Source organism: Bradyrhizobium sp. Mp27 (assembly GCF_029953005.1).
Classification (GTDB): Bacteria; Pseudomonadota; Alphaproteobacteria; order Rhizobiales; family Xanthobacteraceae; genus Bradyrhizobium; species Bradyrhizobium barranii.
The window spans coordinates 1-25,573 of sequence record NZ_JASAUS010000048.1 but is presented as its reverse complement, the minus strand read 5'-3'; the positions used below and the strand labels follow the sequence as shown (position 1 = coordinate 25,573).

23 protein-coding genes are annotated in these 25,573 nt (G+C 64.4%); 20 read left to right on the top strand and 3 right to left on the bottom strand.

The genetic code is table 11. The annotated features are described in order from the left end of the window. The first annotated feature begins 36 nt into the window (after positions 1 to 36). From QJT78_RS23660 to trmB, 7 genes are all read left to right on the top strand, one after another. A complete protein-coding gene (locus tag QJT78_RS23660; protein WP_028150586.1) occupies positions 37 to 1,032 on the top strand; it encodes a PhoH family protein in 996 nt (331 codons plus the stop codon). An 82-nt stretch (positions 1,033 to 1,114) separates the two neighbouring features. Next, a complete protein-coding gene (ybeY, locus tag QJT78_RS23655) occupies positions 1,115 to 1,603 on the top strand; it encodes an rRNA maturation RNase YbeY (RefSeq protein WP_223153827.1) in 489 nt (162 codons plus the stop codon). Between the two features lies 1 nt (position 1,604). Next, positions 1,605 to 2,723 (top strand): hemolysin family protein, encoded by a 1,119-nt coding sequence (locus QJT78_RS23650; RefSeq protein WP_028150584.1) that lies wholly within the window; start codon positions 1,605 to 1,607, stop codon positions 2,721 to 2,723. Continuing rightward, the gene (lnt, locus tag QJT78_RS23645; RefSeq protein WP_028150583.1) at positions 2,720 to 4,333 is read left to right on the top strand and encodes an apolipoprotein N-acyltransferase; all 1,614 of its coding nucleotides are present in this window, start codon (positions 2,720 to 2,722) and stop codon (positions 4,331 to 4,333) included. Before QJT78_RS23650 ends, lnt begins: the two co-directional genes overlap by 4 nt. Before the next feature lie 220 nt (positions 4,334 to 4,553). After that, positions 4,554 to 4,967, top strand: coding sequence for a helix-turn-helix transcriptional regulator (locus QJT78_RS23640; RefSeq protein WP_008131807.1), 414 nt, complete (start codon positions 4,554 to 4,556; stop codon positions 4,965 to 4,967). A gap of 86 nt (positions 4,968 to 5,053) precedes the next feature. Then, complete coding sequence (locus QJT78_RS23635; RefSeq protein WP_038944018.1) at positions 5,054 to 6,211, top strand: M20 family metallopeptidase; 1,158 nt, start codon at positions 5,054 to 5,056, stop codon at positions 6,209 to 6,211. Continuing rightward, entirely contained in the window at positions 6,208 to 6,918 is a 711-nt protein-coding gene (gene trmB / locus QJT78_RS23630; RefSeq protein WP_028150581.1) for a tRNA (guanosine(46)-N7)-methyltransferase TrmB, read from the top strand. Before QJT78_RS23635 ends, trmB begins: the two co-directional genes overlap by 4 nt. Positions 6,919 to 7,052: 134 nt before the next feature. On the opposite strand, the gene QJT78_RS23625 is transcribed toward trmB, so the two are convergent. Then, complete coding sequence (locus QJT78_RS23625) at positions 7,053 to 8,135, bottom strand: DUF2336 domain-containing protein (RefSeq protein WP_281460331.1); 1,083 nt, start codon at positions 8,133 to 8,135, stop codon at positions 7,053 to 7,055. 384 nt (positions 8,136 to 8,519) lie between these two features. Between QJT78_RS23625 and rimP the strand changes: the two genes are divergently transcribed. From rimP to pnp, 8 genes are all read left to right on the top strand, one after another. Next, complete coding sequence (gene rimP / locus QJT78_RS23620; RefSeq protein ID WP_028150579.1) at positions 8,520 to 9,278, top strand: ribosome maturation factor RimP; 759 nt, start codon at positions 8,520 to 8,522, stop codon at positions 9,276 to 9,278. Between the two features lie 2 nt (positions 9,279 to 9,280). Next, the gene (gene nusA / locus QJT78_RS23615; RefSeq protein ID WP_028150578.1) at positions 9,281 to 10,891 is read left to right on the top strand and encodes a transcription termination factor NusA; all 1,611 of its coding nucleotides are present in this window, start codon (positions 9,281 to 9,283) and stop codon (positions 10,889 to 10,891) included. A gap of 23 nt (positions 10,892 to 10,914) precedes the next feature. After that, positions 10,915 to 11,598 (top strand): RNA-binding protein, encoded by a 684-nt coding sequence (locus QJT78_RS23610; protein ID WP_028150577.1) that lies wholly within the window; start codon positions 10,915 to 10,917, stop codon positions 11,596 to 11,598. 70 nt (positions 11,599 to 11,668) lie between these two features. After that, positions 11,669 to 14,377, top strand: a complete 2,709-nt coding sequence (gene infB / locus QJT78_RS23605) for a translation initiation factor IF-2 (protein WP_028150576.1) — start codon at positions 11,669 to 11,671, stop codon at positions 14,375 to 14,377. Positions 14,378 to 14,532: 155 nt separating this feature from the next. Beyond that, a complete protein-coding gene (rbfA, locus tag QJT78_RS23600; RefSeq protein WP_028150575.1) occupies positions 14,533 to 14,964 on the top strand; it encodes a 30S ribosome-binding factor RbfA in 432 nt (143 codons plus the stop codon). Beyond that, the gene (truB, locus tag QJT78_RS23595) at positions 14,961 to 16,079 is read left to right on the top strand and encodes a tRNA pseudouridine(55) synthase TruB (RefSeq protein ID WP_028150574.1); all 1,119 of its coding nucleotides are present in this window, start codon (positions 14,961 to 14,963) and stop codon (positions 16,077 to 16,079) included. The genes rbfA and truB overlap by 4 nt, the downstream gene beginning before the upstream one ends. Positions 16,080 to 16,081: 2 nt before the next feature. Further along, positions 16,082 to 16,351, top strand: a complete 270-nt coding sequence (gene rpsO / locus QJT78_RS23590) for a 30S ribosomal protein S15 (protein WP_008131787.1) — start codon at positions 16,082 to 16,084, stop codon at positions 16,349 to 16,351. A 375-nt stretch (positions 16,352 to 16,726) separates the two neighbouring features. After that, on the top strand, positions 16,727 to 18,883 hold the full coding sequence (gene pnp / locus QJT78_RS23585; protein WP_038944019.1) for a polyribonucleotide nucleotidyltransferase: 2,157 nt from the start codon (positions 16,727 to 16,729) through the stop codon (positions 18,881 to 18,883). A gap of 77 nt (positions 18,884 to 18,960) precedes the next feature. Here pnp and katG read toward each other — a convergent pair whose 3' ends face one another. Then, on the bottom strand, positions 18,961 to 21,126 hold the full coding sequence (gene katG, locus QJT78_RS23580; RefSeq protein ID WP_028150572.1) for a catalase/peroxidase HPI: 2,166 nt from the start codon (positions 21,124 to 21,126) through the stop codon (positions 18,961 to 18,963). A 114-nt stretch (positions 21,127 to 21,240) separates the two neighbouring features. Between katG and QJT78_RS23575 the strand changes: the two genes are divergently transcribed. From QJT78_RS23575 to QJT78_RS23555, 5 genes are all read left to right on the top strand, one after another. After that, positions 21,241 to 22,167 carry a hydrogen peroxide-inducible genes activator gene (locus tag QJT78_RS23575; protein WP_028150571.1) on the top strand — a complete coding sequence of 309 codons (927 nt, stop codon included), beginning with the start codon at positions 21,241 to 21,243 and terminating at the stop codon, positions 22,165 to 22,167. Positions 22,168 to 22,244: 77 nt separating this feature from the next. Then, the gene (locus QJT78_RS23570; RefSeq protein ID WP_028150570.1) at positions 22,245 to 22,709 is read left to right on the top strand and encodes a GNAT family N-acetyltransferase; all 465 of its coding nucleotides are present in this window, start codon (positions 22,245 to 22,247) and stop codon (positions 22,707 to 22,709) included. A 90-nt stretch (positions 22,710 to 22,799) separates the two neighbouring features. Continuing rightward, entirely contained in the window at positions 22,800 to 23,636 is an 837-nt protein-coding gene (locus QJT78_RS23565; RefSeq protein ID WP_038944020.1) for a hypothetical protein, read from the top strand. A 19-nt stretch (positions 23,637 to 23,655) separates the two neighbouring features. Next, positions 23,656 to 24,534: a hypothetical protein gene (locus tag QJT78_RS23560; protein WP_038944021.1), complete on the top strand. Its 879-nt coding sequence runs from the start codon at positions 23,656 to 23,658 to the stop codon at positions 24,532 to 24,534. Positions 24,535 to 24,576: 42 nt separating this feature from the next. Further along, the gene (locus QJT78_RS23555; RefSeq protein WP_038944022.1) at positions 24,577 to 25,173 is read left to right on the top strand and encodes a glutathione S-transferase family protein; all 597 of its coding nucleotides are present in this window, start codon (positions 24,577 to 24,579) and stop codon (positions 25,171 to 25,173) included. A 10-nt stretch (positions 25,174 to 25,183) separates the two neighbouring features. On the opposite strand, the gene QJT78_RS23550 is transcribed toward QJT78_RS23555, so the two are convergent. Next, a complete protein-coding gene (locus tag QJT78_RS23550) occupies positions 25,184 to 25,402 on the bottom strand; it encodes a hypothetical protein (RefSeq protein WP_281460330.1) in 219 nt (72 codons plus the stop codon). Between the last annotated feature and the right edge of the window lie 171 nt (positions 25,403 to 25,573).

Genomic DNA, 25,573 nt, shown 5'->3' with positions numbered 1-25,573 from the left:
TCTTCGTTCGCTCCCAGCCGCAAATTTGACCGCGACATGCAAGTTCCACCCGAGACCCAGGTCGTCATCGACTTCGACGACAACCGCGCCGCATCCGCGCTGGTCGGCCCCTACGGCCAGCATCTCGCCCAGATCGAGCGGCGGCTCGGCGTCGTGGTCGACTCCAAGGGCAACCACATCACCATCGGCGGCACGCGCGACGGCTGCGACGCCGCGCGCCGCGTGCTGGAGACGCTCTACGCGCAGGCCGTGAAGGGGCAGGATCTCGACCAGGGCGAAGTCGAAGGCGCGATCCGCGCCGTGATCGCACAGGGCTCGCTGTTCGAATTCGACGCCAAATCGGCCAAATCCACCTTCGACAGCATCAATTTGCGCAAGCGCCCGGTGCGCGCGCGCACCGCCGCGCAGGATTCCTACATCCGCGCGCTGAAGCGCCACGAGCTGGTGTTCGGCATCGGCCCCGCCGGCACCGGCAAGACCTGGCTCGCGGTCGCGCATGCCGCGCAGCTGTTCGAGCGCAAGGAAGTCGACAAGATCATCCTGTCGCGTCCGGCGGTCGAGGCCGGCGAGCGGCTCGGCTTTTTGCCCGGCGATCTCCGCGAGAAGGTCGATCCGTATCTCCGTCCAATCTACGACGCGCTTTACGACCTCATGGACGCGCGCATCGTCGAGCGGGCGCTGCAGACCGGCGAGATCGAGATCGCGCCGCTCGCCTTCATGCGCGGCCGCACGCTGACCAACGCCGCAATCATCCTGGACGAGGCGCAGAACACCACGTCGATGCAGATGAAGATGTTCTTGACCCGTCTCGGCGAGAACAGCCGCATGATCGTGACCGGCGATCCTTCGCAGATCGACCTGCCGAACGGCCAGACTTCGGGCCTTGCGGAAGCGACGCGCCTGCTGGGCGGCGTCGAAGGTATTGCACAAGTTCATTTCAAAGCCGAGGACGTGATCCGCCACGAGCTCGTGGCGCGGATCGTCGCCGCCTACGAAGGTTCGCCGCAGCGGCCGGCCACCGGTAAATCCTAGCGAGACAACAACCGGACCATACGGGCGCGGACAGGGCGTCCTTTGGTTCCGAACAGACAAGATGTCACATCCAAACCTTCCCATGACCGAGGTCCTCGTCGTTGCCGATTGCTGGCAGCGCGAGCCCGATTCCGAAGCGGTGATCCAGCGTGCGGTGGCGGCCGCCGCCGAAAGTGTCGACGAGGACGTTGCCGACGCCGAAGTGGCCGTGATGCTGACCGATGATGCCGGCATCCGCACGCTCAACAGCAACTGGCGCGGCATCGACAAGCCGACCAACGTGCTGTCGTTCCCCGCGCTCCAGCCGGAGGGCGAGTGGAAGGAAGGCGATGCGCCGCGCATGCTCGGCGACATCGCGATCGCCTACGAGACCATGCGGCGCGAGGCGGACGAGGAACAGAAGCCGTTCGATCATCATTTGAGCCATCTCGCCGTGCATGGTTTCCTGCACCTGGTCGGCTACGACCACGAGAACGATGGCGACGCGGAGGAGATGGAAGCGCTCGAACGAGAGATCCTGTCTCATCTCGGCATACCCGATCCCTATGCAGACCGCCCGGGGACGCATTGAGATGCCCGATTCCGACCCTATTCACGACAATCCGCGCAATACCGCGAATTTGCCGGTCGTGGTGACATCAGGCGAGGTGATGCGGCCGACCGCGGAAGGCTGGCTGCTGCGTGCCATTCGCACCCTGTTCGGCTGGAAGGCGGGCTCGGTGCGCGACGATCTCCAGGTCGTGCTCGACGCCACGACGCCTGACGACACCGGCTTCTCGACCGTCGAGCGCACCATGTTGCGCAACATCCTCGGTCTGCACGAGCGCCGCATCGCCGACGTCATGGTGCATCGTGCCGACATCATCGCGGTGAAGCGCGACATCCCGCTCGGCGAGTTGATGGACCGCTTCGAAAGCGCCGGCCATTCGCGCCTCGTCGTCTACAACGAGACGCTGGACGACCCCGTCGGCATCGTCCACATCCGCGATCTGCTCGCTTTCATGACCGCGCGCGCACGGGTGTCCGAGGCCACGAAAACCAAGCGCAAGAAACCGCTGCCGGCCGGCCTCGACCTGCGTACGGTCGACCTAGCGTTACCGCTGCAGGATGCGCGCATCATCCGCAAGCTGCTCTACGTGCCGCCGTCGATGCGGGCGATCGACCTGCTGGCGCAGATGCAGGCGACGCGCATCCATCTGGCGCTGGTGGTCGACGAATATGGCGGCAGCGACGGGCTGGTCTCGCTCGAGGACATCGTCGAGCAGATCGTCGGCGAGATCGACGACGAGCATGACAGCGACGAGTCGCCCTCGATCGTGCGGCTGCCCGACAACGCCTTCATTGCAGACGCCCGCGCCAGCCTCGACGACGTCCGCACGGTGATCGGCGAGGATTTCGTCACCGGCGAGGCCGGTGAGGAAGTCGAGACGCTCGGCGGCTATCTCGTCAGCTTCGTCGGGCGCTTGCCGGTGCGCGGCGAGGTGATCTCCGGCCCCGGCAATTACGAGATCGAGGTGCTCGATGCCGATCCGCGCCGCGTCAAGCGGTTGCGCATCTCGACACGGAAGGAGCGCCCCGCGCCGCGTACCCAGCGCGAGAGCCGCCGCCGCGAAGCCACGCCGGAGAGCGGTCAACCGCCTTCCAGCGACACGCCCGTCCCGCCGCCAAGCGACGGGACCGGTTCGCAGTGAGCCTGTTCCAGCGGTTTCGGCAGATTGCGCTTGCCATCATCCTCACCTGGGGATGGAAGCGTGCGCTCATCGCGATGGGATGCGGTGCGCTGTCGGTGCTGGCGCTGGCGCCATTCAATGTCTTTCCGGTGCTGTTCATCACCTTCCCGGTGCTGGTCTGGCTGATCGATGGCGCGGGCGCCGGACGATATCGCGGCGTCCCCGCCGCGGCACTGACGGGCTATTGGTTCGGGCTCGGCTATTTCGTCCCCGGCCTCTACTGGATCGGCTACGCCTTCTTCGTCGACGCCGATGTGTTCGCGTGGCTGACACCGTTCGCCGTGCTTGGCCTGCCGGCCTATCTCTCCATCTTCACCGCGATCGGATTCGCGCTGGCCCGCCTGCTCTGGACCAAGGATGCCACGCGCATCCTCGCGCTCGCCGCTAGTCTCACCATCGCCGAATGGCTGCGTGGTCACGCATTGACCGGCTTCCCCTGGAACGCGTTCGGCTATGCCCTGTCCGAGCCGCTGCCGCTGGCGCAGACGGCGTCGCTGATCGGCCTGTGGGGCATGACGTTCCTTAGCGTCGCGATCTTCGCAAGTCCCGCGGCGCTGATCGACCGCACGCCCGATCGCCGCCCGGCATGGCGCGCGCCGGCGGCTGCGATTGCCCTTCTGATTGTCATGAGCATCTTCGGCGTGATCCGCCTGTCGCTGCATCCGACCACGATGGTCGCGGGCACGAAGCTGCGCCTGATGCAGCCGGACCTCCAGCAGGATGCGAAATTCAACTACGCCGCCAAGGCGGAGGTGATGAAGAAATACCTGGCGCTGTCGGACCGCGCCTCGGGGCCGCAATCCACCGGCGTGCGCGATGCCACCATCCTGATCTGGCCGGAATCCGCCTTTCCGTTCTTCCTGACCCGCGAAGCCGACGCGATGGCGCAAATCGCCGAGCTGCTGCCGAAGGGCACGGTGCTGATCACGGGCTCGGTCCGCGCCCCCGACCTGCCGCGGGGCACGCCGATCACGCGCGCCTACAACTCGATCTACGTGATCGATCACGACGGCAGCGTGCTCTCGGTCTACGACAAGCTGCACCTCGTGCCGTTCGGCGAGTTCCTGCCCTACCAGGACCTGATGGAGAAGCTCGGCTTCGAGCAACTCACGCGCGTGCGCGGCGGCTTCATTCCGGGCAGCGTGCGACATGCGCTGCAAGTGCCCGGCGCGCCGCCCGCGCTGCCGCTGATCTGTTACGAAGCAATTTTTCCAGGCGAGGTCGCCGGCCGCAATGAGCGTCCGGGCTGGATCGTGAACCTCACCAATGACGGCTGGTTCGGCATATCGACCGGTCCCTATCAGCATCTCGAGCAGGCCCGGATGCGCGCGATCGAACTCGGATTGCCGCTGGTCCGGTCCGCCAATACCGGCGTGTCAGCGGTGATCGATCCGGTGGGACGAACGGTTGCCAGCCTCGGCCTCGGCGTCGAAGGCATTTTGGATGCAAGCCTGCCCGCGGCTATCCCGCCGACGATCTATGCGAGGGTCGGCGACGTGCCTGCGGCCATGCTCGTCGCGCTGGCTGTGATTCTCGCCGTCAGGCGACGTGTTGCCAAACGGCACCCCTGATCACGCCGTCGCCGCCGAAGCGGCCGGAATCCTTTGACAACCGTAGTCCCACGGTTGACAGACTGCACGCGCCCTCCTCATTCTGCACCGGCTGCAAAAGACAGTGGGCGTTGCTAAATTTCTCCGCAATGTTTCCCAATAACAGGGTTTGATTTTGACGATGCTGGCACCGGAGGCATTCTTGTGATTGCGCCGAAGGTGATGTTTGGAGGCTGAGGAAATGTCGAAAGCGCCCAACCCTGTTGACAAATATGTCGGCAGCCGCGTGCGTATGCGCCGCATCATGTTGGGCATGAGCCAGGAAAAGCTCGGTGAAGCTTTGGGCCTGACTTTCCAGCAGATCCAGAAGTACGAGAAGGGCACGAATCGCGTCGGCGCGAGCCGCATCCAGCAGATCGCCGAGATTCTGCAGGTGCCGGTATCGTTCCTGTTCGAGGGCGGACCGAGCGGCGTGGCCGGCCCGGACGGCTTCGCCGAAGGCGCCTCGCCTTCCTATGTCTCGGACTTCCTCGCGACCTCCGAAGGTCTCGCTCTGACCAAGGCGTTCACCCGAATCACTGATTCGAAGATGCGCCGTTCGATCGTCGATCTCGTCGAGCAGATCGCCGCCCGCGAAGGTCCCGACAAACGCTGACGCGACGGCTCAATCCGATTTGAGACTGCGTCAAATCTGGCCTATGTCGTCATTTGCGGACGCGTTTTTGGTGCGCGCCCTCTTCGATGATGCGGTTCAAAGGCACAGATGCGTTCATGACCAAGTCCAATTGGTTCGATTCACAAACTATTCTCGATGGCATCCGCCGCTGGGTGGAGATCGAGACGCCGACGGACACACCTGAACAGGTCAACAAGCTGATCTCCGTGGTCGCGGAGCAATACCGCGATCTGCCGGTTACGCTCGAGCGCGTCGCCGGCGCCGATGGTTGCGGCGATCATCTCGCTGCACGCTCGACCTGGGGCCAGGACCGGCCGGGCATTTTGGTGCTGAGCCACCTCGATACCGTTCATCCCATGGGATTCATCGAGCGCCTGCCGTTCAAGGTCGAAGGCGACAGGGCGTTCGGTCCCGGCATCTACGACATGAAGGGCGGCGCCTATATCGCCCATCACGCCTTTCGCGCACTCTGCGCCGCCGGCGATCGTTCGCCGCTCGGCATCACCCATTTGTTCACCTCCGATGAGGAGATCGGCAGCCCGACCTCGCGCGCGCTGATCGAGGCGGAAGGGCGCAAGGCCAAATACGTGCTGGTGACGGAGCCCGCGCGCGACGGCGGCAAGATCGTCACCGGACGCAAGGGCGTCGGGCGATTCGAAGTATTCATCAAGGGCGTGCCCGCACATGCCGGCACGCGGCCCCAGGATGGCCGCAGCGCGATCCGCGAGCTTGCCAACGTCATCCTGGCGCTGGAAGCGATGAACGATCTGGCACGTGGCGTTACGGTGAATGTCGGCGTGGCGCGCGGCGGCACGCGCCCCAACGTCACGCCGGAGGAGGCCTATGCCGAAGTCGACCTGCGCGTGCCAGGCTTTGCCGACGCGGAAGAGTTCGTCGGCAAGATCCTCGGGCTGACGTCGAAGACGGATGGCGTCACGGTCAAGGTCACGGGCGGGCTCAACCGTCCACCTTACGAGAAGAGCAATGCAGGCGCCTCGCTGTACGAGCATGCGAAGTCGCTTGCCACCGAGATCGGCTTCGATCTGATCGACACCCACACCGGCGGCGGCTCGGATGGCAATTTCACCGCCGCCCACACCGCAACGCTCGATGGACTCGGCGTCGACGGCAAGGGCGCACACACCCATTATGAGCAGATCTACGTCTCGTCGCTCGAACCCCGCGCGCGGCTGCTCCATCGCCTGTACCAGACGCTGCGATGAGCGAACGAAAATCAGATCCCGATCGCGATGACAGCGAGCGCGCCTTCTTCGGGCGCCGCAAGGGCCACAAGCTCAGGCAGCACCAGGCCGAGCTGATCGATCATCTGCTACCGCATCTTTCGCTCGACATCGAGGGCGAGAAGCCGGCGAATGCCAACGAGATCTTCGACCCCGCGGCGGACGATGTGCGGCTCGAGATCGGCTTCGGCGGCGGCGAGCATCTTGCGGCCGAGGCACAGAACTTCTCCACGACCGGCTTCATCGGCTGCGAGCCCTATGTCAACGGCATGGCAAAGATCCTCGCGCAGATCGAGGCCGCCAACATCAGCAACATCCGTCTGTTCGCGGGCGATGCCGCCGAGCTCCTGGCCTGGCTGCCGCAGGCATCGCTGTCGCGGATCGACCTGATCCATCCCGATCCCTGGCCGAAGCGGCGGCACTGGAAGCGGCGCTTCGTCCAGGACCGGACCATCGCTGCGATGGCGCGCGTGCTGAAAGCGGGCGGCGAATTCCGCTTCGTCTGCGATATCGACGATTACTGCGCGTGGACGCTGATGCATCTGGCGCGGTCGACGGATTTTCAGTGGCTCGCCGAATGCGCCGATGATTTCCGGCAGCCATGGGCCGGCTACACCATGACGCGCTACGGCCGGAAGGCCACGCGCGAAGGGCGCAAGACGACGTATCTGCGGTTCAGGCGCGCATAGATCCTTCGCGCGATCCATCGATAATCGTCATGCCCGGGCTTGTCCCGGGCATCCACGTACTTTCCTTCTGTGGGCAGCAAGAACGTGGATGGCCGGGACAAGCCCGGCCATGACGACGAAGATCCGTACTTTGATTAGATCGTCTGGCGGTTGCGCCAGAATTTCACGACGCGTTCGGCCGTCGACGGCATCAGGCGCGTGAAGTTCACGCGCGCCTGCTCGAGATCGGCATCGGCCGGCGCGCGATGCGGGCCGTGCCACATCAGGATCAGCGCGCGCACCGTGGGCCAGCCGAGATTGAGCACACGCCCCAGAATCAGGATCGGATCGTAGCGGTCGCCCGCGACCAGGCGATCGAGGATCGAGAGACGGACACCGGACATCGCCGCGAGCGAGGCGATCGATTCCTCGTATTTGAGCGCCTTGGCGAAGCCGAGCAGCGCGCTCTCGCCGAGATGACCCTCGCGATGCAAGATCAGCACCGTGCGCTGTGCATCCGAGAAATCGCGCCGCGGCCCCGGCGGCAGCGCGGCCTCCTCGATCGCCGCCATGGCGCGCTTGATCTCGACCTGACGCACGGGATTGACCACGCTCGAGAGGCGGCGGCGGATGACGTCGAGCGTGCCGTCGAGCAGCTGTTTCAGGTGCTCGCCCGAGAGATCGTTGCGCTGGCCGATCTTGAGCGTCAGCACGCCGTCCTGCGACGCACGCTTGATCAGCTCGGAATAGCTGCCTTGCGAGAAAACCGCACCGGCATTGCCCGCGGCGCGACGCACCACGTCGCGATCGCCGCGCTCGACCAGCACGTCGGTGATGGCTGCCGACAGTGCGGGGCGCTCGGTCATCGCCAGCAGATGGCCCTGGCCCTTCAGCCGCGCGATCTCGACGAGAGCGGCGTCGTCGAGCACCGGCGAGCGGCGCAGCACGGGGCCCGCCACCACGATCTCGTTTTCGCGCGCGAGCTGGTTCACCAGATGCGGCGGCGCATTGTTCAGGTGGGAGAAGCGCTCGGCGAGGTCGACGCGCGAGGCAAGCTCGGCATGCGGAACGAGATCGATCAGCAGATTGTCGAAGAGATCGACGAGATCGGGACGGAACTTCTCGGCGTCCTGGAAGAACAATTGGGCGATGGCGCGCGCGATCTCGCCGCGACGCCGGGGGTCGCCGCGTTTGACGATCTCGTCCAGTCCGGGAATGAGCGACGTGGCAGCGGTCATGAAAACGCAACTCGTACAGGGCACGCCGCGGGTGCGCCCTTGGTCCAAGTCGCCCCACAATCAGAGAATTTAGGCCTCCTAGATGAAGGAAGCGTTGCGCGGGGGGCCTCAGGCCGGGCGCAAAAAGCCTTGTCTTTCCCGCGATGGGCCTTGTCCGGGAGGACGGAAAGGGCTATATCAGCGCCAATTCATCTTCTCATACGATCCGCGTAGTGAGAGTGGGCCCGAAAGGACCCGCTCTTTTTTATTACCTGAACGCGGCTTGGTGGAAGATATGCGGCCCGGCGAGCTGCCGGGATAAAGAGTTCCGAAACAGGCTCTGCAGATCCTAACCTGCTCAAGTCCTTAACCAAGCCTTAACCATCGAGCGCCTTGACCCCTGATATGACCGAACCGAACACTGGTTCCACGGATGCCGAGTTGCTGGCCGAGCCGAGGCTCGTGGTCGAGCCGGGCGTGGCGGCACGTGTGTCCGCGGTCGCAGGTCCGGTGCTCGAGGGCATGGGCTACCGCCTGGTGCGGATCCGCATTTCCGGCGAGGCCGGCTGCACGGTGCAGATCATGGCCGAGCGGCCAGACGGATCGATGCAGCTCGAGGATTGCGAAGCGATCTCGCGGGCGCTGTCGCCGGTGCTCGATGTCGCCGACCCCATCGATCGCGCTTACCGGCTGGAAATCTCCTCGCCGGGGATCGACCGTCCGCTGGTGCGCCGCTCGGATTTCGAACGCTATTCCGGCCATCTGGTGAAGATCGACATGGCGGTCGCCCATGAGGGGCGGAAGCGGTTCCGTGGCGTGCTTGGTGCCGTCGAAGGCGACCGCGTGCATCTGCACCGCGACGACGCCAAGGCGAGCGATAATCCCGACGTTCTCCTGACGATGGAAGACATCGGTGAGGCACGCTTGGTGCTGACCGACGAGCTGATCGCGGAATCCATGCGCCGCGGCAAGGCCGAAGAGCGCCAGATGCGCCGCGAGCTCGGCATCGAGCCGCCGGCTGCACCGCACGCGGAAATCAGTGCGAAGATCACCAAGAACACCAAGCCGCAAAAAAAGAAGCCGGCCCCGACCAATACGAAGAAGCACCGCCTGGCCGCCGAACGCGCGCGGCGGGGCGAGATCGAGCCTGACGAAGGAGACTAGCCATGGCAGTCAGCGCCAATCGACTTGAATTGCTCCAGATCGCCGATGCCGTTGCGCGCGAGAAATCGATCGACCGCGGCATCGTCATCGCGGCGATGGAAGACGCCATCGCCAAGGCGGCACGGGCACGTTACGGCAGCGAGACTGACGTTCATGCCGAGATCGACCCAAAGAAGGGCGAGCTGCGGCTGTCGCGCCACATGCTGGTGGTCGAGAAGGTCGAAAATCATTCCAACCAGATCTCGCTGGTGGATGCGCAGCGCGCCAATCCCGGCGCCCAGGTCGGCGACACCATCGCCGATACGCTGCCGCCGCTGGAATATGGCCGCATCGCCGCGCAATCGGCCAAGCAGGTGATCGTGCAGAAGGTCCGCGAGGCCGAGCGCGACCGGCAATATCAGGAATTCAAGGACCGCATCGGCGACATCGTCAACGGCGTCGTCAAGCGCGTCGAATATGGCAGCGTGATCGTCGACCTCGGCCGCGGTGAAGCCATCATCCGCCGCGACGAGATGCTGCCGCGCGAAGTGTTCCGCAACGGCGACCGCGTCCGCGCCTACATCTTCGACGTCCGCCGCGAGACCCGCGGCCCGCAGATCTTCCTCTCCCGCACCCATCCGCAGTTCATGGCGAAGCTGTTCGCGCAGGAAGTGCCTGAGATCTATGACGGCATCGTCGAGATCAAGGCGGTGGCCCGCGATCCCGGCTCGCGCGCGAAAATCGGCGTGATTTCCCGCGATTCCTCGGTCGATCCGGTCGGAGCCTGCGTCGGCATGCGCGGCTCGCGCGTGCAGGCCGTGGTGAACGAGCTGCAGGGCGAGAAGATCGACATCATTCCGTGGTCGCCCGACATCGCGACCTTCGTGGTCAACGCGCTGGCGCCGGCCGAAGTCTCAAAGGTCGTCATCGACGAAGACCGCGAGCGCATCGAGGTCGTCGTGCCCGACACCAACAACCAGCTCTCGCTGGCGATCGGCCGCCGCGGCCAGAACGTGCGTCTGGCCTCGCAGCTTACCGGCTGGGACATCGACATCCTGACCGAGCAGGAGGAATCGGAGCGCCGCCAGGCCGACTTCGAGAACTCCACCCGCGTCTTCATGGAATCGCTCAATGTCGACGAAGTGGTCGGCCAATTGCTGGCGTCCGAAGGCTTCACCTCGGTCGAGGAACTCGCGATGGTGGATCTCAAGGAACTCGCCGGCATCGAAGGCTTCGACGAGGAGACTGCGCAGGAGCTCCAGAACCGTGCCCGCGAATATCTCGAGCAGCAGGAGGCCGAGATCGAGGCCAAGCGCAAGGAGCTCGGTGTCGAGGACGCCGTCAAGGACGTGCCGGGCGTCACCTCCAAGATGCTGGTGAAGTTCGGCGAGAACGACATCAAGACCGTCGAGGACCTCGCCGGCTGCGCCACCGACGACCTGGTCGGCTGGACCGAGCGCAAGGAAGGCGGCGAGCAGACCAAATTCCCTGGTGCGCTCGACGGTATCGAGATCTCCCGCGACGATGCCGAAGCCATGATCATGCAGGCCCGCGTCAAGGCCGGCTGGATCACCGAAGCCGATCTCGCGAAGCCCGCCGAAGAGGCTGAGGCGACCGAAGATCAGCCGGCTTAAGGACGAAGGAGAATGTCGCCCGGATGCTCGCAGATACTGACCACGATCTCGACCATGGACCGCGGACCGAAAGGTCCGCGACCATGCGGATGTGCGCGGTCAGTCGCGAGGTCCGGCCGATCGACGAGCTGATCCGCTTCGTCATTTCGCCGCAAGGCGACATAGTTCCCGATCTCAAGCGCAAGCTGCCCGGACGCGGCATGTGGGTCACTGCCTCGCGCGAGGTGGTTGCGGAAGCCGTGCGGCGTCACCAATTTAGCAAAGCCTTCAAGCGCGAGCTGCGCACTCCCCAGACGCTTCCCGCCGACATCGAGGCGCTCCTGGTTCGGAGCGTGACCGAAGCCCTTGGGATTGCCGCCAAGGCGGGCCAGATTGTGGCCGGCTTCGGCAAGGTCGAAAGCGCCCTGCGGGAAGGCACGGCCGAGGCCCTGATCCATGCCAGCGACGGGGCCGCGGACGGAATCCGCAAATTAGACATGCTGGCACGTCAAAATGACGGGAATCGCGGCGCCAAGCCGCAGATTCCCGTCGTCACTGCGCTGAAATCGATAGAATTGGATTTGGCACTTACCCGGTCAAATGTGATACATGCTGCCCTGCTCGCGGGCCCGGCGAGCAAGTCATTCCTGTCACGTAGCCAGATGCTGGTCCGATACCGGATGGCGGACGATGACAAGACTGCCGAAAAGCCCGGCCAGGATTTCTGAGAGACAACGACGACCCGATAGGACGGTGCGGCAACGCACAATGCTAACAGATCAGGATTAGGACTACTGAATGGTTGATACCAAGACCCCTGACGACAAGAAGCTGAGCGTTCCGAGCAAGACGCTATCGCTCAAGCCGCGCGTCGAAACGGGCACTGTGCGTCAGAGCTTCAGCCATGGCCGCAGCAAGCAGGTCGTGGTCGAGAAGCGCGGCAAGCGCCGCATCGACGGCAGCCCCGAACCGCAAGCTCCCGCGGTTGTTGCAAAGCCGGCACCGGCCGCGCCTGCTCCCGCTCCGGCACGCCCGGCTCCGCCCCGCAACGCCGGCTCCGGCGTGGTGCTGCGCACGCTGACCGAGGACGAACGTTCCGCCCGCGCCAGCGCGCTGGCCGACGCCAAGGTGCGCGAAGTCGAAGAGCGCCGCCAGGCCGAAGACGAAGCCCAGCGCCGCGCTGTCCGCGAAGCCGCCGAACGCGTCGAGCGCGAAGCCGCCGAGGCCCGCCGCAAGGCCGAGGAAGAGCGCCACCGCCACGAAGAGGAAGCCAAGCGCAAGGCCGAAACCGAGGCCAAGAAGCGTTTTGGCGAAGGCGAACAGCCGGCGTCAGCCGCGCGCCCTGCAACTGCCGCCCCGGCCGCTCCCGCGCCACGTCCTGGCGCGCCCGCAGCACGCCCCGGCACCACCACGACCACGGCACGCCCGGGAACAACCACCGCGCGCCCTGGAACGACCACCGCGAGGCCGGGAGGCGGCCCGTTGGGTCGCGCTCCCGCGGTTGCAGCCGGACCGGACGAGGACGATGGTCCGCGCCAGATCCGTCGCGGTCCCGGCGGCGCCGCGCGTCCCGTGGTAGCCCCCAAGCCCACCCACAAACCCGGCCCGCAGAAGGAGCGCGGTCGCCTGACGGTCGTGACCGCATTCAATGCCGACGACGTGCGCGAGCGCTCGATCGCCTCGTTCCGCCGCCGCACTCAGCGCCTGAAGGGCCACGCCGCGAACGAGCCGAAGGAAAAGCTCATCCGCGAGGTGGTCATTCCGGAAGCGATCACCATCCAGGAGCTCGCCAACCGCATGGCCGAGCGCGCGGTCGAAATCATCCGCATGCTGATGAAGCAGGGCGCGATTCACAAGATCACCGACGTGATCGACGCCGACACTGCGCAGCTGATCGCCGAAGAGCTTGGTCACACCGTCAAGCGCGTTGCCGCGTCCGACGTTGAAGAAGGCCTGTTCGACGCCACCGACGATTCCACCGACACCGAGACGCGTTCGCCCGTCGTGACCGTGATGGGTCACGTCGACCACGGCAAGACCTCGCTGCTCGACGCGCTCCGCCATGCCAACGTCGTCTCCGGCGAAGCCGGCGGCATCACCCAGCATATCGGCGCCTATCAGGTGCTGTCGCCCGATAGCGGCAAGAAGATCACCTTCATCGACACGCCCGGCCACGCCGCGTTCACCGCGATGCGCGCCCGCGGCGCCAAGGTGACCGACATCGTCGTGCTGGTGGTTGCTGCCGATGACGGCGTCATGCCGCAGACGATCGAAGCCATCAACCACGCCAAGGCGGCGCGGGTGCCGATCATCGTTGCCATCAACAAGATCGACAAGCCCGATGCGAAGCCCGAGCGCGTGCGCACCGAGCTGCTCCAGCACGAGGTGCAGGTCGAATCCTTCGGCGGCGAAGTCGTCGACGTCGAAGTGTCAGCCAAGAACAAGACCAATCTCGACAAGCTGCTCGAGATGATCGCGCTCCAGGCCGACATCCTCGACCTGAAGACCAATTCGGAGCGTCCGGCCGAAGGCACCGTGATCGAAGCCAAGCTCGATCGCGGCCGTGGCCCGGTCGCGACCGTGCTGGTCCAGCGCGGCACGCTTCGTGTCGGTGACATCATTGTCGCCGGCGCCGAGATGGGCCGCGTCCGCGCGCTGATCTCGGATCAGGGCGAGACGGTGCATGAGGCCGGTCCTTCGGTTCCGGTCGAGGTGCTCGGCTTCAACGGTCCGCCGGAGGCCGGCGATCGTCTCGCGGTGGTCGAGAACGAAGCCCGCGCCCGCCAGGTCACCAGCTATCGCGCGCACCAGAAGCGCGAGAACGCGGCTGCCTCGATCTCCGGCATGCGCGGCTCGCTCGAGCAGATGATGTCGCAATTGAAGACGGCGGGCCGCAAGGAATTCCCGCTGATCATCAAGGCCGACGTGCAAGGCTCGCTGGAAGCGATCCTCGGCTCGCTGGAGAAGCTCGGCACCGACGAAGTCGCAGCCCGCATCCTGCATGCCGGCGTCGGCGGCATCTCGGAATCGGACGTGACGCTCGCGGAAGGCTTCAACGCCGCGATCATCGGCTTCTCGGTTCGTGCCAACAAGGAGGCGGCTGCGGCCGCCAAGCGCAACGGCATCGAGATCCGCTACTACAACATCATCTACGACCTCGTGGATGACGTGAAGAAGGCGATGAGCGGCCTGCTCGCGCCGACCCTGCGCGAAACCATGCTGGGCAACGCCTCGATCCTGGAGATCTTCAACATCTCCAAGGTCGGCAAGGTCGCCGGCTGCCGCGTCACCGACGGCACCGTGGAACGCGGCGCCAATGTGCGCCTGATCCGCGACAACGTCGTCGTGCACGAAGGCAAGCTGTCGACGCTAAAGCGCTTCAAGGACGAAGTGAAGGAAGTGCAGTCCGGTCAGGAATGCGGCATGGCCTTCGAGAACTACCACGACATGCGTGCCGGTGACGTGATCGAGTGTTATCGCGTGGAGACGATCCAGCGCTCCCTGTAAGTCCAAATCTTACCGAAGCGCCCGGATCTTTTTGAGCTGAAATTGCGGGAGTGCGATGGCCGGATTTATTCCGGCCATCGCGCCGCATTCGTTTCAACAGGACAAATGACAATGCTCGTGTCCCAAACGCGGGCACGACGAGGTGATTTTCAACCATGCCCCGCCACCATCAGAAGAAAAGTTCCGCGCCGGGCGGCTCGCAACGCCAGTTGCGTGTCGGCGAGCAGGTTCGCCACGCGATGGCCGAGATTCTGGCGCAAGGCAATGTGCATGATGCGGACCTCGAAGGTCACATCATCACCGTGCCGGAGGTACGGATGTCACCCGACCTGAAGCTCGCGACGGTTTACGTGATGCCGCTCGGTGGCCGCGACACCGAGGTCATCATCGCTGCGCTCGAGCGCAACAAGAAATTCCTGCGCGGCGAAGTCGCGCGGCGCGTTAACCTGAAATTTGCACCTGACCTTCGTTTCCGCGTCGACGAACGATTCGACGAAGCGGAACGGATCGAGAAGCTTTTGCGAACACCTGCGGTGCAGAAGGACCTGGAACAGGATCCGGATTCGGATCGGGAAGAAGAGCGATGACGATGGACCCGGCTCACGGCACGATCGGCGGCGAAGAGACCGATCAGCGCGACGTGCAGAAAAATAATTTTGCGGATCTCGGCGGCGATTCCCAGCCGCATCAGGAGCCGCGCCGCGTCAACAACGATCCCCGCGCCAACAAGCAGAAGGGCAACCAGCCGCGCCGCGACCGCCGCGACGTCCATGGCTGGGTCGTGCTCGACAAGCCGATCGGCATGACCTCGACGCAAGCCGTCGCCGTGCTCAAGCGCCTGTTCAACGCCAAGCGCGCGGGACACGCCGGCACGCTCGACCCGCTCGCCTCCGGCGGCCTGCCGATCGCGCTCGGCGAGGCCACCAAGACGGTTCCCTTCGTGATGGACGGCCGCAAGCGCTACCAGTTCACCGTGTGCTGGGGCGAGGAGCGCGATACCGATGATATCGAGGGCCGGGTCACTGCGACCTCCGACCAGCGCCCGACACGGGAGGCCATCCTGGCCCTGCTGCCTCGCTTCACCGGGGTGATCGAACAGATCCCGCCGCGCTATTCCGCGATCAAGGTCCAGGGTGAGCGCGCCTATGACCTCGCCCGCGACGGCGAGGTCGTGGAACTGGCCCCCCGTCCGATCGAAATTCACCATTTAAACCTTGTGGATCAACCGGATAGCGACCGGGCGGTGTTCGAGGCCGAGTGCGGCAAGGGCACCTATGTCCGGGCGCTGGCCCGCGATATGGGCCGGATTCTCGGCACTTACGGCCATATCTGCGCGCTGCGGCGGACCCTGGTCGGCCCATTTGACGAGAACGACATGATTCCGCTGGATCAGTTGGAGGCTTTATGCGATAGAGCCGCGTCCGGCGAGGGCAGCCTCGCCGACGCGCTTTTGCCCGTTGAGACCGCGCTGGACGACATCCCGGCACTGGCCGTCACTCGGGCTGATGCGGCAAGGCTCCATCGGGGCCAGGCCGTTTTATTGCGCGGACGGGATGCGCCCACTAGTAGCGGCACAGTCTATGTCACGGTGGCAGGCCGTCTATTGGCGCTTGCTGAAGTCGGCAACGGCGAAATCATCCCCAAGCGTGTGTTCAACCTGACCGGTCTGACTGCCAGCACCGGTCGCAACGAGAGAAATTGACGATGTCGATTGCCGCAGAACGCAAAGCGGAAGTCATCAAGACGAATGCCAACAAGGCCGGCGACACCGGCTCGCCGGAGGTTCAGGTCGCGATCCTGTCGGAACGCATCAACAACCTCACCAACCATTTCAAGACCCACGTGAAGGACAACCATTCGCGTCGCGGCCTCTTGAAGCTGGTTTCGACCCGCCGCTCGCTGCTCGACTACCTCAAGAAGAGGGACGAGGCGCGTTACAAGGCGCTGCTCGAGAAGCACAACATTCGTCGTTAAGTGTTCCTGCGCGCGCCACTGGCGCGCGTTTTCGTGCGCGGTTTCGAGCGAAAGCGTTTGTTTAAAGGTTTTTGATCGAGGTTGCGTGCGCGTTGGGTGCGAGCCGTTGACGGCTAGCACCCGGGCACGATGGGCGAGGACCGCAATCCGGTGTTCGCGTTCGTGCCGACTGACAGTCCAGCAGCAATCCGGCGGCTGGGCACAACGGGCAAGGCGCCCGTATGACCCGAAAGGATGGACGCCATCCGAAATCCGAAAACCATGGCAGGATCGCAGGACGCTGATCGCCCGCTTCGATCAACGTCCCGCAATCTTGCGCATGGTTTTTGTTTTTCGGACCGTCCTTCTTTCGAGAACCCATGAAAGAAGACCTCTATGTTCAATAAGCATTCAGTCGAGATCGACTGGGGTGGACGCCCTCTCAAGCTCGAAACCGGCAAGATCGCGCGTCAGGCCGACGGCGCCGTCGTCGCCACCTATGGCGAGACCGTGGTGCTCGCCACCGTCGTCGCGGCGAAGGCGCCGCGCGAAGGCGTCGACTTCCTGCCGCTGACGGTCGACTACCAGGAGAAGACCTACGCAGCCGGCCGCATTCCCGGCGGCTATTTCAAGCGCGAGGGTCGTCCGACCGAGAAGGAGACGCTGGTCTCCCGCCTGATCGACCGTCCGATCCGTCCGCTGTTCGTCGACGGCTGGCGCAACGAGACCCAGGTGATCGTCACCGTGCTGTCGCACGACATGGAGAACGATCCCGATATCGTGGCGCTGGTGGCCTCGTCGGCCGCGCTGACCCTGTCCGGCGCGCCCTTCAAGGGCCCGATCGGCGCAGCGCGCGTCGGTTTCGCCAATGACGAGTTCATTCTCAACCCAACGCTCGACGAGATGGTCGACACCCAGCTCGACCTCGTCGTCGCCGGCACGGCCGACGCCGTGCTGATGGTGGAATCGGAAGCCAAGGAGCTCAACGAGGACATCATGCTCGGCGCCGTGATGTTCGGTCACCGCCACTTCCAGCCGGTGATCAACGCCATCATCGAGCTCGCCGAGAAGGCCGCCAAGGAACCGCGCGAAGTCACGGTGATCGACAATTCGGCGCTCGAGAAGGAAATGCTCGGCCTCGTCGAGCAGGAGCTGCGCGCCGCCTACGCCATTCCGGTCAAGCAGGATCGCTACGCTGCGGTCGGCAAGGTCAAGGAAAAGGTGATCGCTCACTACTTCCCTGAGGGCCAGGAGCCGAAATACGACAAGCTGCGCGTCTCCGGCGTGTTCAAGGAGCTGGAAGCCAAGATCGTTCGCTGGAACATCCTCGACACCGGCAAGCGCATCGACGGCCGCGATAGCAAGACCGTGCGCAACATCATCGCCGAAGTCGGCGTGCTGCCCCGCGCCCACGGCTCGGCGCTGTTCACCCGCGGCGAAACCCAGGCGCTGGTCGTGACCACGCTCGGCACCGGCGAGGACGAGCAGTATATCGACGCGCTGTCCGGAACGTACAAAGAGACGTTCCTGCTGCACTACAACTTCCCTCCCTACTCGGTCGGTGAGACCGGTCGCCTCGGCGGCACCAAGCGCCGCGAGATCGGCCACGGCAAGCTGGCCTGGCGCGCGATCCACCCGGTGCTGCCGCCGCATCACGAATTCCCCTACACCACGCGCGTGGTGTCGGAGATCACCGAGTCGAACGGCTCGTCCTCGATGGCTTCGGTCTGCGGCGCTTCGCTCGCGCTGATGGATGCCGGCGTGCCGTTGAAGCGGCCGACCGCGGGTATCGCGATGGGCCTGATCCTCGAGGACAAGCGCTTCGCGGTGCTCTCGGACATCCTCGGTGACGAGGATCATCTCGGCGACATGGACTTCAAGGTGGCCGGTACGGAAGCGGGCATCACCTCGCTCCAGATGGACATCAAGATCGAGGGCATCACCGAAGAGATCATGAAGGTCGCGCTCGGTCAGGCCAAGGATGGTCGTATCCACATCCTCGGCGAGATGGCCAAGGCGCTCACCAACGCCCGCGCCGAGCTCGGCGAATACGCGCCGCGCATCGAGACCTTCAAGATCGCCACCGACAAGATCCGCGAAGTGATCGGCACCGGCGGCAAGGTGATCCGCGAGATCGTCGAGAAGACCGGCGCCAAGGTCAACATCGAGGACGACGGCACCGTGAAGGTCGCCTCCAGCGACGGCGAGGCGATGAAGGCCGCGATCAAGTGGATCAAGTCGATCGCGTCCGATCCGGAAGTCGGCCAGATCTATGACGGCACCGTCGTCAAGGTGATGGAGTTCGGCGCCTTCGTGAACTTCTTCGGTTCCAAGGACGGTCTCGTCCACATCAGCCAGCTCGCTTCGGCGCGCGTGCAGAAGACCTCCGACGTCGTCAAGGAAGGCGACAAGGTCAAGGTCAAGCTGCTTGGCTTCGACGACCGCGGCAAGACCCGGCTGTCGATGAAGGTGGTCGACCAGACCACCGGCGAAGACCTCGAGGGCAAGGGCGGCGACGGCGAGAAGGCCCCGCGCGAAGCGGCCGGCGAGTAATCGCTCCGCACATCAGAAACACGAAGGGCGGCCTCTCGGCCGCCCTTTTTGTTTGTCGCTTGGCTTAAGCCCAGGGATCAGGCCGCGAGGTCGTACCGGTCGAGGTTCATCACCTTGGTCCAGGCCTTGGCGAAGTCCTGCACGAACTGCTGCTTGGCGTCCGACGAGGCATAGACCTCGGCGAAGGCGCGGAGCTGCGAGTGCGCACCGAAGATCAGGTCGGCGCGCGTGCCGGTCCACTTCACCGCGTTGGTCTTGCGGTCGCGGGCCTCGTAGGTGCCGTCAGCCGCCGGCGTCCACTGCGCGCTCATATCGAGCAGGTTGACGAAGAAGTCGTTGCTCAGCGTGCCCACCTTCGCGGTGAGGACGCCGTGCTTCGAACCGTTCGCATTGGCGCCGAGCACACGCAGGCCGCCGACCAGCACGGTCAGCTCGGGTCCGCTCAGCTTCAGCAGCTGCGCGCGATCGACGAGGGCTTCCTCCTGCTGCAGGAACTGATGCTTCTTGCCGACGTAGTTGCGGAAGCCATCGGCCCGCGGCTCCAGCGGGGCGAAGGAGTCCGTGTCGGTCTGCTCCTGCGAGGCATCCATGCGGCCCGGCGTGAAGCCAACCTTCACGTCAACGCCGGCATCCTTCGCGGCCTTCTCGACCGCGGCAGAACCGCCGAGGACGATGAGGTCGGCGAGCGAGACCTTCTTCGCACCGGCCGATGCGTTGAAGTCCTTCTGGATCGCTTCGAGCTTGCCCAGAACCTTGGAGAGCTGAGCCGGCTGGTTCACCTCCCAGTCCTTCTGCGGGGCAAGACGGATGCGCGCGCCATTGGCGCCGCCGCGCTTGTCCGAACCGCGGAACGTCGAGGCCGACGCCCAGGCGGACGAGACCAGCTCGGAGATCGAGAGGCCCGAAGCCAGGATCTTGGTCTTCAGCGCGGCGATGTCCTGATCACCGACCAGCTCGTGGTCGACCTTCGGAATCGGATCCTGCCAGATCAGCGTTTCCTTCGGCACCAGCGGGCCGAGATAGCGCTGGATCGGACCCATGTCGCGGTGGGTGAGCTTGAACCAGGCGCGGGCAAAGGCGTCCGCGAACTGATCCGGGTTTTCGAAGAAGCGACGCGAGATCTTCTCGTAGGCCGGATCGAGACGCAGCGAGAGGTCGGTCGTCAGCATCGTCGGCCGGTGCTTCTTCGACTTGTCGAAGGCATCCGGAATGATCGCGTCGGCACCCTTGGCCGTCCACTGATTCGCACCGCCCGGGCTCTTCGTCAGCTCCCATTCGTACTTGAACAGGTTCTCGAAGAAGTTGTTACTCCACTTCGTCGGCGTCGTCGTCCATGTCACCTCGATACCGCTGGTGATGGAATCGCCCGCCAGGCCGGAAGCGTACTTGCTCTTCCAGCCGAGGCCCTGATCCTCGAGTGCACCCGCTTCCGGCTCCGGACCGACCAGCGACGGATCACCCGCGCCGTGGGTCTTGCCGAAGGTGTGGCCGCCGGCGATCAGCGCGACGGTTTCCTCGTCGTTCATCGCCATGCGGGCGAACGTCTCGCGGATGTCCTTGGCCGCGGCGACCGGGTCAGGCTTGCCGTTCGGGCCTTCCGGGTTGACGTAGATCAGGCCCATCTGCACCGCGCCGAGCGGCTCGGCGAGCTCGCGTTCGCCGCTGTAGCGCTCGTCGCCCAGCCACGTGCCTTCAGGTCCCCAATAGAGCTCTTCCGGCTCCCACACGTCGGCGCGGCCGCCGGCGAAACCGAAGGTCTTGAAGCCCATCGATTCCAGCGCGACGTTGCCGGCGAGCACCATCAGATCGGCCCAGGAGATCTTGCGGCCGTATTTCTGCTTGATCGGCCAGAGCAGACGGCGCGCCTTGTCGAGATTGGCGTTGTCGGGCCAGCTGTTGAGCGGTGCGAAACGCTGCTGACCGGCACCGGCGCCACCGCGGCCGTCCGTGGTGCGATACGTGCCGGCGCTGTGCCAGGCCATGCGGATCATGAGGCCGCCATAGTGGCCGAAATCGGCGGGCCACCATTCCTGCGAGTCCGTCATCAGAGCCGTCAGGTCCTTGATGACGGCGTTCAGGTCGAGCGACTTGAACTCCTTGGCATAGTCGAACTCCTTGCCCATCGGGTCGGACAAGGTGGAATTCTTGTGCAGCATCTCGATGCTGAGCTGGGTCGGCCACCAGTCGCGGTTCACGCGCGTGGGTTTTCCGCCCGAAAACGGGCACTTCGAAGTGTCATCCATGAATACCTCCTCTGGTGGCGTCGAACTCGCGCCTTTGACCAGGTAGAATTACTCTAGGCTTCGCATTCGATCAGGGGAAGTTGACTTTAATGATCGCTGCGATAGGATTTTCTGATGGCCAACGTGACGATGCGCCAGCTCAGATATTTCGACGCGCTGGCGCGTCACGGCCATTTCGGCCGCGCCGCGGAGGCAAGCTCGATCTCCCAGCCGGCCCTGTCGATGCAGATCAAGGAACTGGAGGAGGCGCTCGGCGGCCTGCTGCTGGAGCGCAGCGCCCGGCAGGTGGCGCTGACCCGGTTCGGCGAGGAGCTCGCACCGCGCGTCCGCGACATCCTGCGCTCGGTCGATGAGCTCGGCGATTTCGCACGCGCCTCGCAGGACCGCTTTGCGGGCCGGCTGCGGATCGGCATGATCCCGACGATCGCGCCCTATCTGCTGCCCAAGATCACCAAGAATCTGACGCGCATGCATCCCGAGCTCGACATCCGCGTGCGCGAGACGATGACGCCGCGGCTGATCCAGGAACTGGTCGAAGGCCGGCTCGACACGGCCATCGTCGCATTGCCGGTGTCCGAGCCTTCGCTCACCGAAGTCGCGCTGTTCGACGAAAAATTCCTGCTGGTGCGGCCGGGCTCCGACGAAGGCACACCGGTGCCATCGCGCGAGATGATGCGCGAGATGCGGCTGCTGCTGCTCGAAGAGGGGCACTGCTTCCGCGATCAGGCGCTGTCGTTCTGCAACATGCAATCGGCGCCGCCGCGCGAGATGCTGGATGCGAATTCGCTGTCGACGCTGGTCCAGATGGTCAGCGCCGGCATCGGCGTCACCTTGATCCCGGAAATGGCGGTGTCGGTGGAGACACGATCGGCCTCGGTCTCACTGTCGCGCTTCCGTGATCCCGAGCCCTCGCGCACCATCGGCATGGTCTGGCGCAAGACCAGCCCGCTGGCGCGCCAGCTGCTGCAGATCTCCGAGGTGGTGTGCCTGTCGGCCGGCAAGGCGCGCCCGCGGCAAGCCACGCGCGGCCAACGTGGGTAGGCGGGAATTTTCCTGGATAGCCGGAATCATTCGAGCGAGCCCCCGCCGAAGGCGGGCGGATCGAACCGAGAGCACCAATGTCTGATCCCGTCATCCGCCCCGCCCGCGCCGACGAATATGACGAGATCGGCCGCGTCTGGATGGAAAGCTGGGTCTCGACCGGCCTCGCCGAGGCGAGTGAGTTCCTGCTGGCAAATCTGCGCGCACGCATCAGGCGCGAGACCGAGAACGGCTGGAGCCTGTTCGTCGCCGACGACAGCGGCACGATCGCCGCCATGCTGGCGCTGCATCTGCCAAAACTCTATCTCGACATGCTTTTCGTCGGCCCAGCCTACCAGGGGCAATCGCTCGGACGGCAATTGCTCGCCTTCACCCGCACGCAAATGCCGGATGAAATGCACTTGCGCTGCGTCCGTGAGAACGAAAAAGCCTGGCGCTGGTACGAGCGCGAAGGCTTTGTGTTCGAGAAGGAAGAGATCGAGCCGTCGAATGGGTTCGTGATGAAGTATTATCGGTGGAAGCGGCAGCGGCCCACCGAATAGACGGCGACCTCCGGGTGCAGCTTGCGATTGTCACGATCCCACCCTAGTGTGGCGTATCCGATGACCTCCCGCCTCTGATCCTTGGAATCCATGTTTCGACTTGCTGCCCCGGTGCTCATCCTGCTGTCCTTCCTGACTTCGGCAGCAGCGCAAACCCCTCCCGCAACCACCGCTCCCGCCGCTCAGACCGCACCACAGGCAAAGCCGACAGCCAAGAAAGCGACGACGAAGCCTAAAGCGACAGCCAAGCCTGCGGAGTCGGCGACGGCCGGTCCTTGCGGCGTCGGCGTGATTGCGGGGACCGGGGACATCTTTGTCGTCCAGAAGATCGGTCTGACCGTGTTCGGCAACGACTATGCCGAAGTCCCGGTATCCTGGGGCCTTGACGACCTCGTCTTTGCGCGGGCGCGGGCCGCAGCAGGCAACACGCCGGTGCGACGGATCACTTACGCCAAGGGCGCGCTCGATTCCTACTACCACCCCAAATCCGGCCTGTTCCGCAATCAGCGCGAGGAGTTGTCGAACCTGATCCGGCAGGTCGCGGGCAGTGCCGGTTGCGAGCGCTATCTCGTCATCATGCGCAGCGAAGGACAGCTTGACGGGACCAATCAGTCGCTCAGCGGCGTCGGCATCTTCAGCCGGGGCGTTGGTCTCATCTCATATGCATATGTCTTCTCCTATATCGGCGTGACATGGGTCGATGGCCGCACCTTCGAAATCATGAAGGGCCCCGCCGTAACGTTCGAAGGTGTCATGAAGCATATGGCAGACAACTTCGTTTCGAACGAGCTTTTGCAGAAGGTGGACAAGTCCATGTTTCCGGAGACGGCGGCGGACTCCGCCAACAACACCGTCCTGCGCGACACCACCCGCGACTTCCTGACCCAACGGCTGGACAAGATCTTGCCGCCGTATTTCGCGCAATAAGGCGCGTTGGCGTACGACGATGAATCTGCTTGCCGCCGCATTGGTATCATACGCGCTGCTGTCGCCGACAGACGGGCAGGTGCAACCGGCGCCAAAGCCGGAAGTGGTCAAGCCCGCGATCAGGAAACCGGCAGGCGTCAAGCCAAGCGGACCGGTTGAAAGCGGCCCGTGCCAGATCGGCGTGATACCGGTCGGCGGTGACCTATTCGTGGTCGAGAAGTTCGGGCCTTTCACATTCATGGACAAACGTGCGCGGGTCTCGATTGCGGCGTGGGCGCTCGACGACCTCGTCGTCTCGCGCGTTCGCGCCGCTGCGGCCGGCAGTTCCGTGAAGAGAATTCCCTACACCGTCGAAGAGCTCAAGTCCGGTGGTCGCGAAAAGCAGCATCCGTTTTTCTACAGCGCGGCGACCGACATCGGAAACTTCGTTCGCTTCCTCGCGCCCAAAATGCGGTGTGAGCGCTACATCGTCGTCCACCGGAATCACGGAACGCATCGGGAATCCGGCATCGGTATCTCACAATACCCTTACGGTGGGCCAGTCCATCTCTTCGCGATGATGTACATCCGGGTCTATGACGGTGCCACCTTCGCGTTGATCAAGGAGGCACCCGCCTTGATGACCGAGGACACGTATGTAGAGCGCTTGCTGCACAATCCGCTCGGCGGTCCGTCAAGCGAGCTGGATCGCGCGATGTTTCCGGAGAAGCCGGCGGACGCAGTCAACAACCCGGTACTGCGCGACGGGGTACGCACGATGCTTGACGAAGAGTCTCGACAAGACGCTGCCGGCCCTGCTGCAACGTCCGTCGCCGTCACGTTGACCAAGATATCGCTCGCAGAACGGCGCATCCATCTAGGCATAGTGCGTTGCGCGTCGGGCGCAAACACGCAATGAATCTGCCCTCGCCCGCCGTTACGCCAATGGAAAGTTCTCGCCATGATCAAGCTCTATTGGTCGCCACGCTCGCGCTCGTTCACGACGCTCTGGCTGATGGAAGAGAGCGGCCTGCCCTATGAGCGCGTGCTGACCGACATCTCGACCGGCGCGCAGAAGGCGCCGGAATATTTGAAGGTTAATCCGATGGGCAAGGTGCCGGCGCTCAGCGACGGCGATGCCGCGCTCGGCGAAGCCGCGGCGATCTGCGCCTACATCGCCGACCGCTATCCCGAAGCGAAGCTCGCGCCCGCGGTAACCGATCCCCGTCGCGCGCGCTATTTGCAATGGCTGTTCTTTTCGCCAGGCTGCATCGAGCCTGCCATCATCCAGATCTTCACCAAGATCGAGATCCCGACCTCGACCGCGGCCTGGGGCAGCGCCACGCAGGTCTTCGACGTGCTGGAAGCGGCGCTCGCGAAGGGGCCGTGGATCCTCGGCGATCAGTTTTCCGCCGCAGATATCACGGTCGGCTCCGGCCTGAATTTTGCGGTGCGCCTGTTCAAGATGGTGCCGTCGCGCCCGGCCTTTGACGCCTATCTCGCGCGTTGCATGGCGCGGCCGGCGTTCCAGCGGGCAGAGCAGATCGCAGCGGGTTGAGGCAGCCGGCCTACAGCTTGATCTTGAGGACCGCTAGCCCGGACTGCTGCAACAGTCCGGAGGATGTCGCGGCAAGACCGTAGCGGATGCCGAGATCAAAACCCTTGCCATCGGCTGCGACCAGTCCCAGCGCCGTCGAGTAGATCCATGGCGACAGCGCAAGACCGCTGGTGACGAACGTATCGCCGCCGCCGGCAAATGCCGATTTGATCTGAAGCCCGTGGTTCAAGGCATTGTAGCCGACGCCGACATCGCCGGTGAGATAGATTTGCTTCGCAAGCCGGTAGGCGCCCCGCGGGTCACTTCAAATTCCTCCGGGTGTGGTCAGTCAAATTCCTCCACCCGCGAGGCAGGACAAGGGACTGTTAGTTTGAGTTTGTTTCCCGGGCAAGAGCTTCAG

Coding starts and splice junctions, on each gene's coding strand:
- QJT78_RS23660 (WP_028150586.1), top strand. CDS start 37: ATGCAAGTTCCACCCGAGACCCAGGTCGTCATCGACTTCGACGACAAC.
- ybeY (WP_223153827.1), top strand. CDS start 1,115: ATGACCGAGGTCCTCGTCGTTGCCGATTGCTGGCAGCGCGAGCCCGAT.
- QJT78_RS23650 (WP_028150584.1), top strand. CDS start 1,605: ATGCCCGATTCCGACCCTATTCACGACAATCCGCGCAATACCGCGAAT.
- QJT78_RS23640 (WP_008131807.1), top strand. CDS start 4,554: ATGTCGAAAGCGCCCAACCCTGTTGACAAATATGTCGGCAGCCGCGTG.
- QJT78_RS23635 (WP_038944018.1), top strand. CDS start 5,054: ATGATGCGGTTCAAAGGCACAGATGCGTTCATGACCAAGTCCAATTGG.
- trmB (WP_028150581.1), top strand. CDS start 6,208: ATGAGCGAACGAAAATCAGATCCCGATCGCGATGACAGCGAGCGCGCC.
- QJT78_RS23625 (WP_281460331.1), bottom strand. CDS start 8,135: ATGACCGCTGCCACGTCGCTCATTCCCGGACTGGACGAGATCGTCAAA.
- rimP (WP_028150579.1), top strand. CDS start 8,520: ATGACCGAACCGAACACTGGTTCCACGGATGCCGAGTTGCTGGCCGAG.
- nusA (WP_028150578.1), top strand. CDS start 9,281: ATGGCAGTCAGCGCCAATCGACTTGAATTGCTCCAGATCGCCGATGCC.
- QJT78_RS23610 (WP_028150577.1), top strand. CDS start 10,915: ATGCTCGCAGATACTGACCACGATCTCGACCATGGACCGCGGACCGAA.
- infB (WP_028150576.1), top strand. CDS start 11,669: ATGGTTGATACCAAGACCCCTGACGACAAGAAGCTGAGCGTTCCGAGC.
- rbfA (WP_028150575.1), top strand. CDS start 14,533: ATGCCCCGCCACCATCAGAAGAAAAGTTCCGCGCCGGGCGGCTCGCAA.
- truB (WP_028150574.1), top strand. CDS start 14,961: ATGACGATGGACCCGGCTCACGGCACGATCGGCGGCGAAGAGACCGAT.
- rpsO (WP_008131787.1), top strand. CDS start 16,082: ATGTCGATTGCCGCAGAACGCAAAGCGGAAGTCATCAAGACGAATGCC.
- pnp (WP_038944019.1), top strand. CDS start 16,727: ATGTTCAATAAGCATTCAGTCGAGATCGACTGGGGTGGACGCCCTCTC.
- katG (WP_028150572.1), bottom strand. CDS start 21,126: ATGGATGACACTTCGAAGTGCCCGTTTTCGGGCGGAAAACCCACGCGC.
- QJT78_RS23575 (WP_028150571.1), top strand. CDS start 21,241: ATGGCCAACGTGACGATGCGCCAGCTCAGATATTTCGACGCGCTGGCG.
- QJT78_RS23570 (WP_028150570.1), top strand. CDS start 22,245: ATGTCTGATCCCGTCATCCGCCCCGCCCGCGCCGACGAATATGACGAG.
- QJT78_RS23565 (WP_038944020.1), top strand. CDS start 22,800: ATGTTTCGACTTGCTGCCCCGGTGCTCATCCTGCTGTCCTTCCTGACT.
- QJT78_RS23560 (WP_038944021.1), top strand. CDS start 23,656: ATGAATCTGCTTGCCGCCGCATTGGTATCATACGCGCTGCTGTCGCCG.
- QJT78_RS23555 (WP_038944022.1), top strand. CDS start 24,577: ATGATCAAGCTCTATTGGTCGCCACGCTCGCGCTCGTTCACGACGCTC.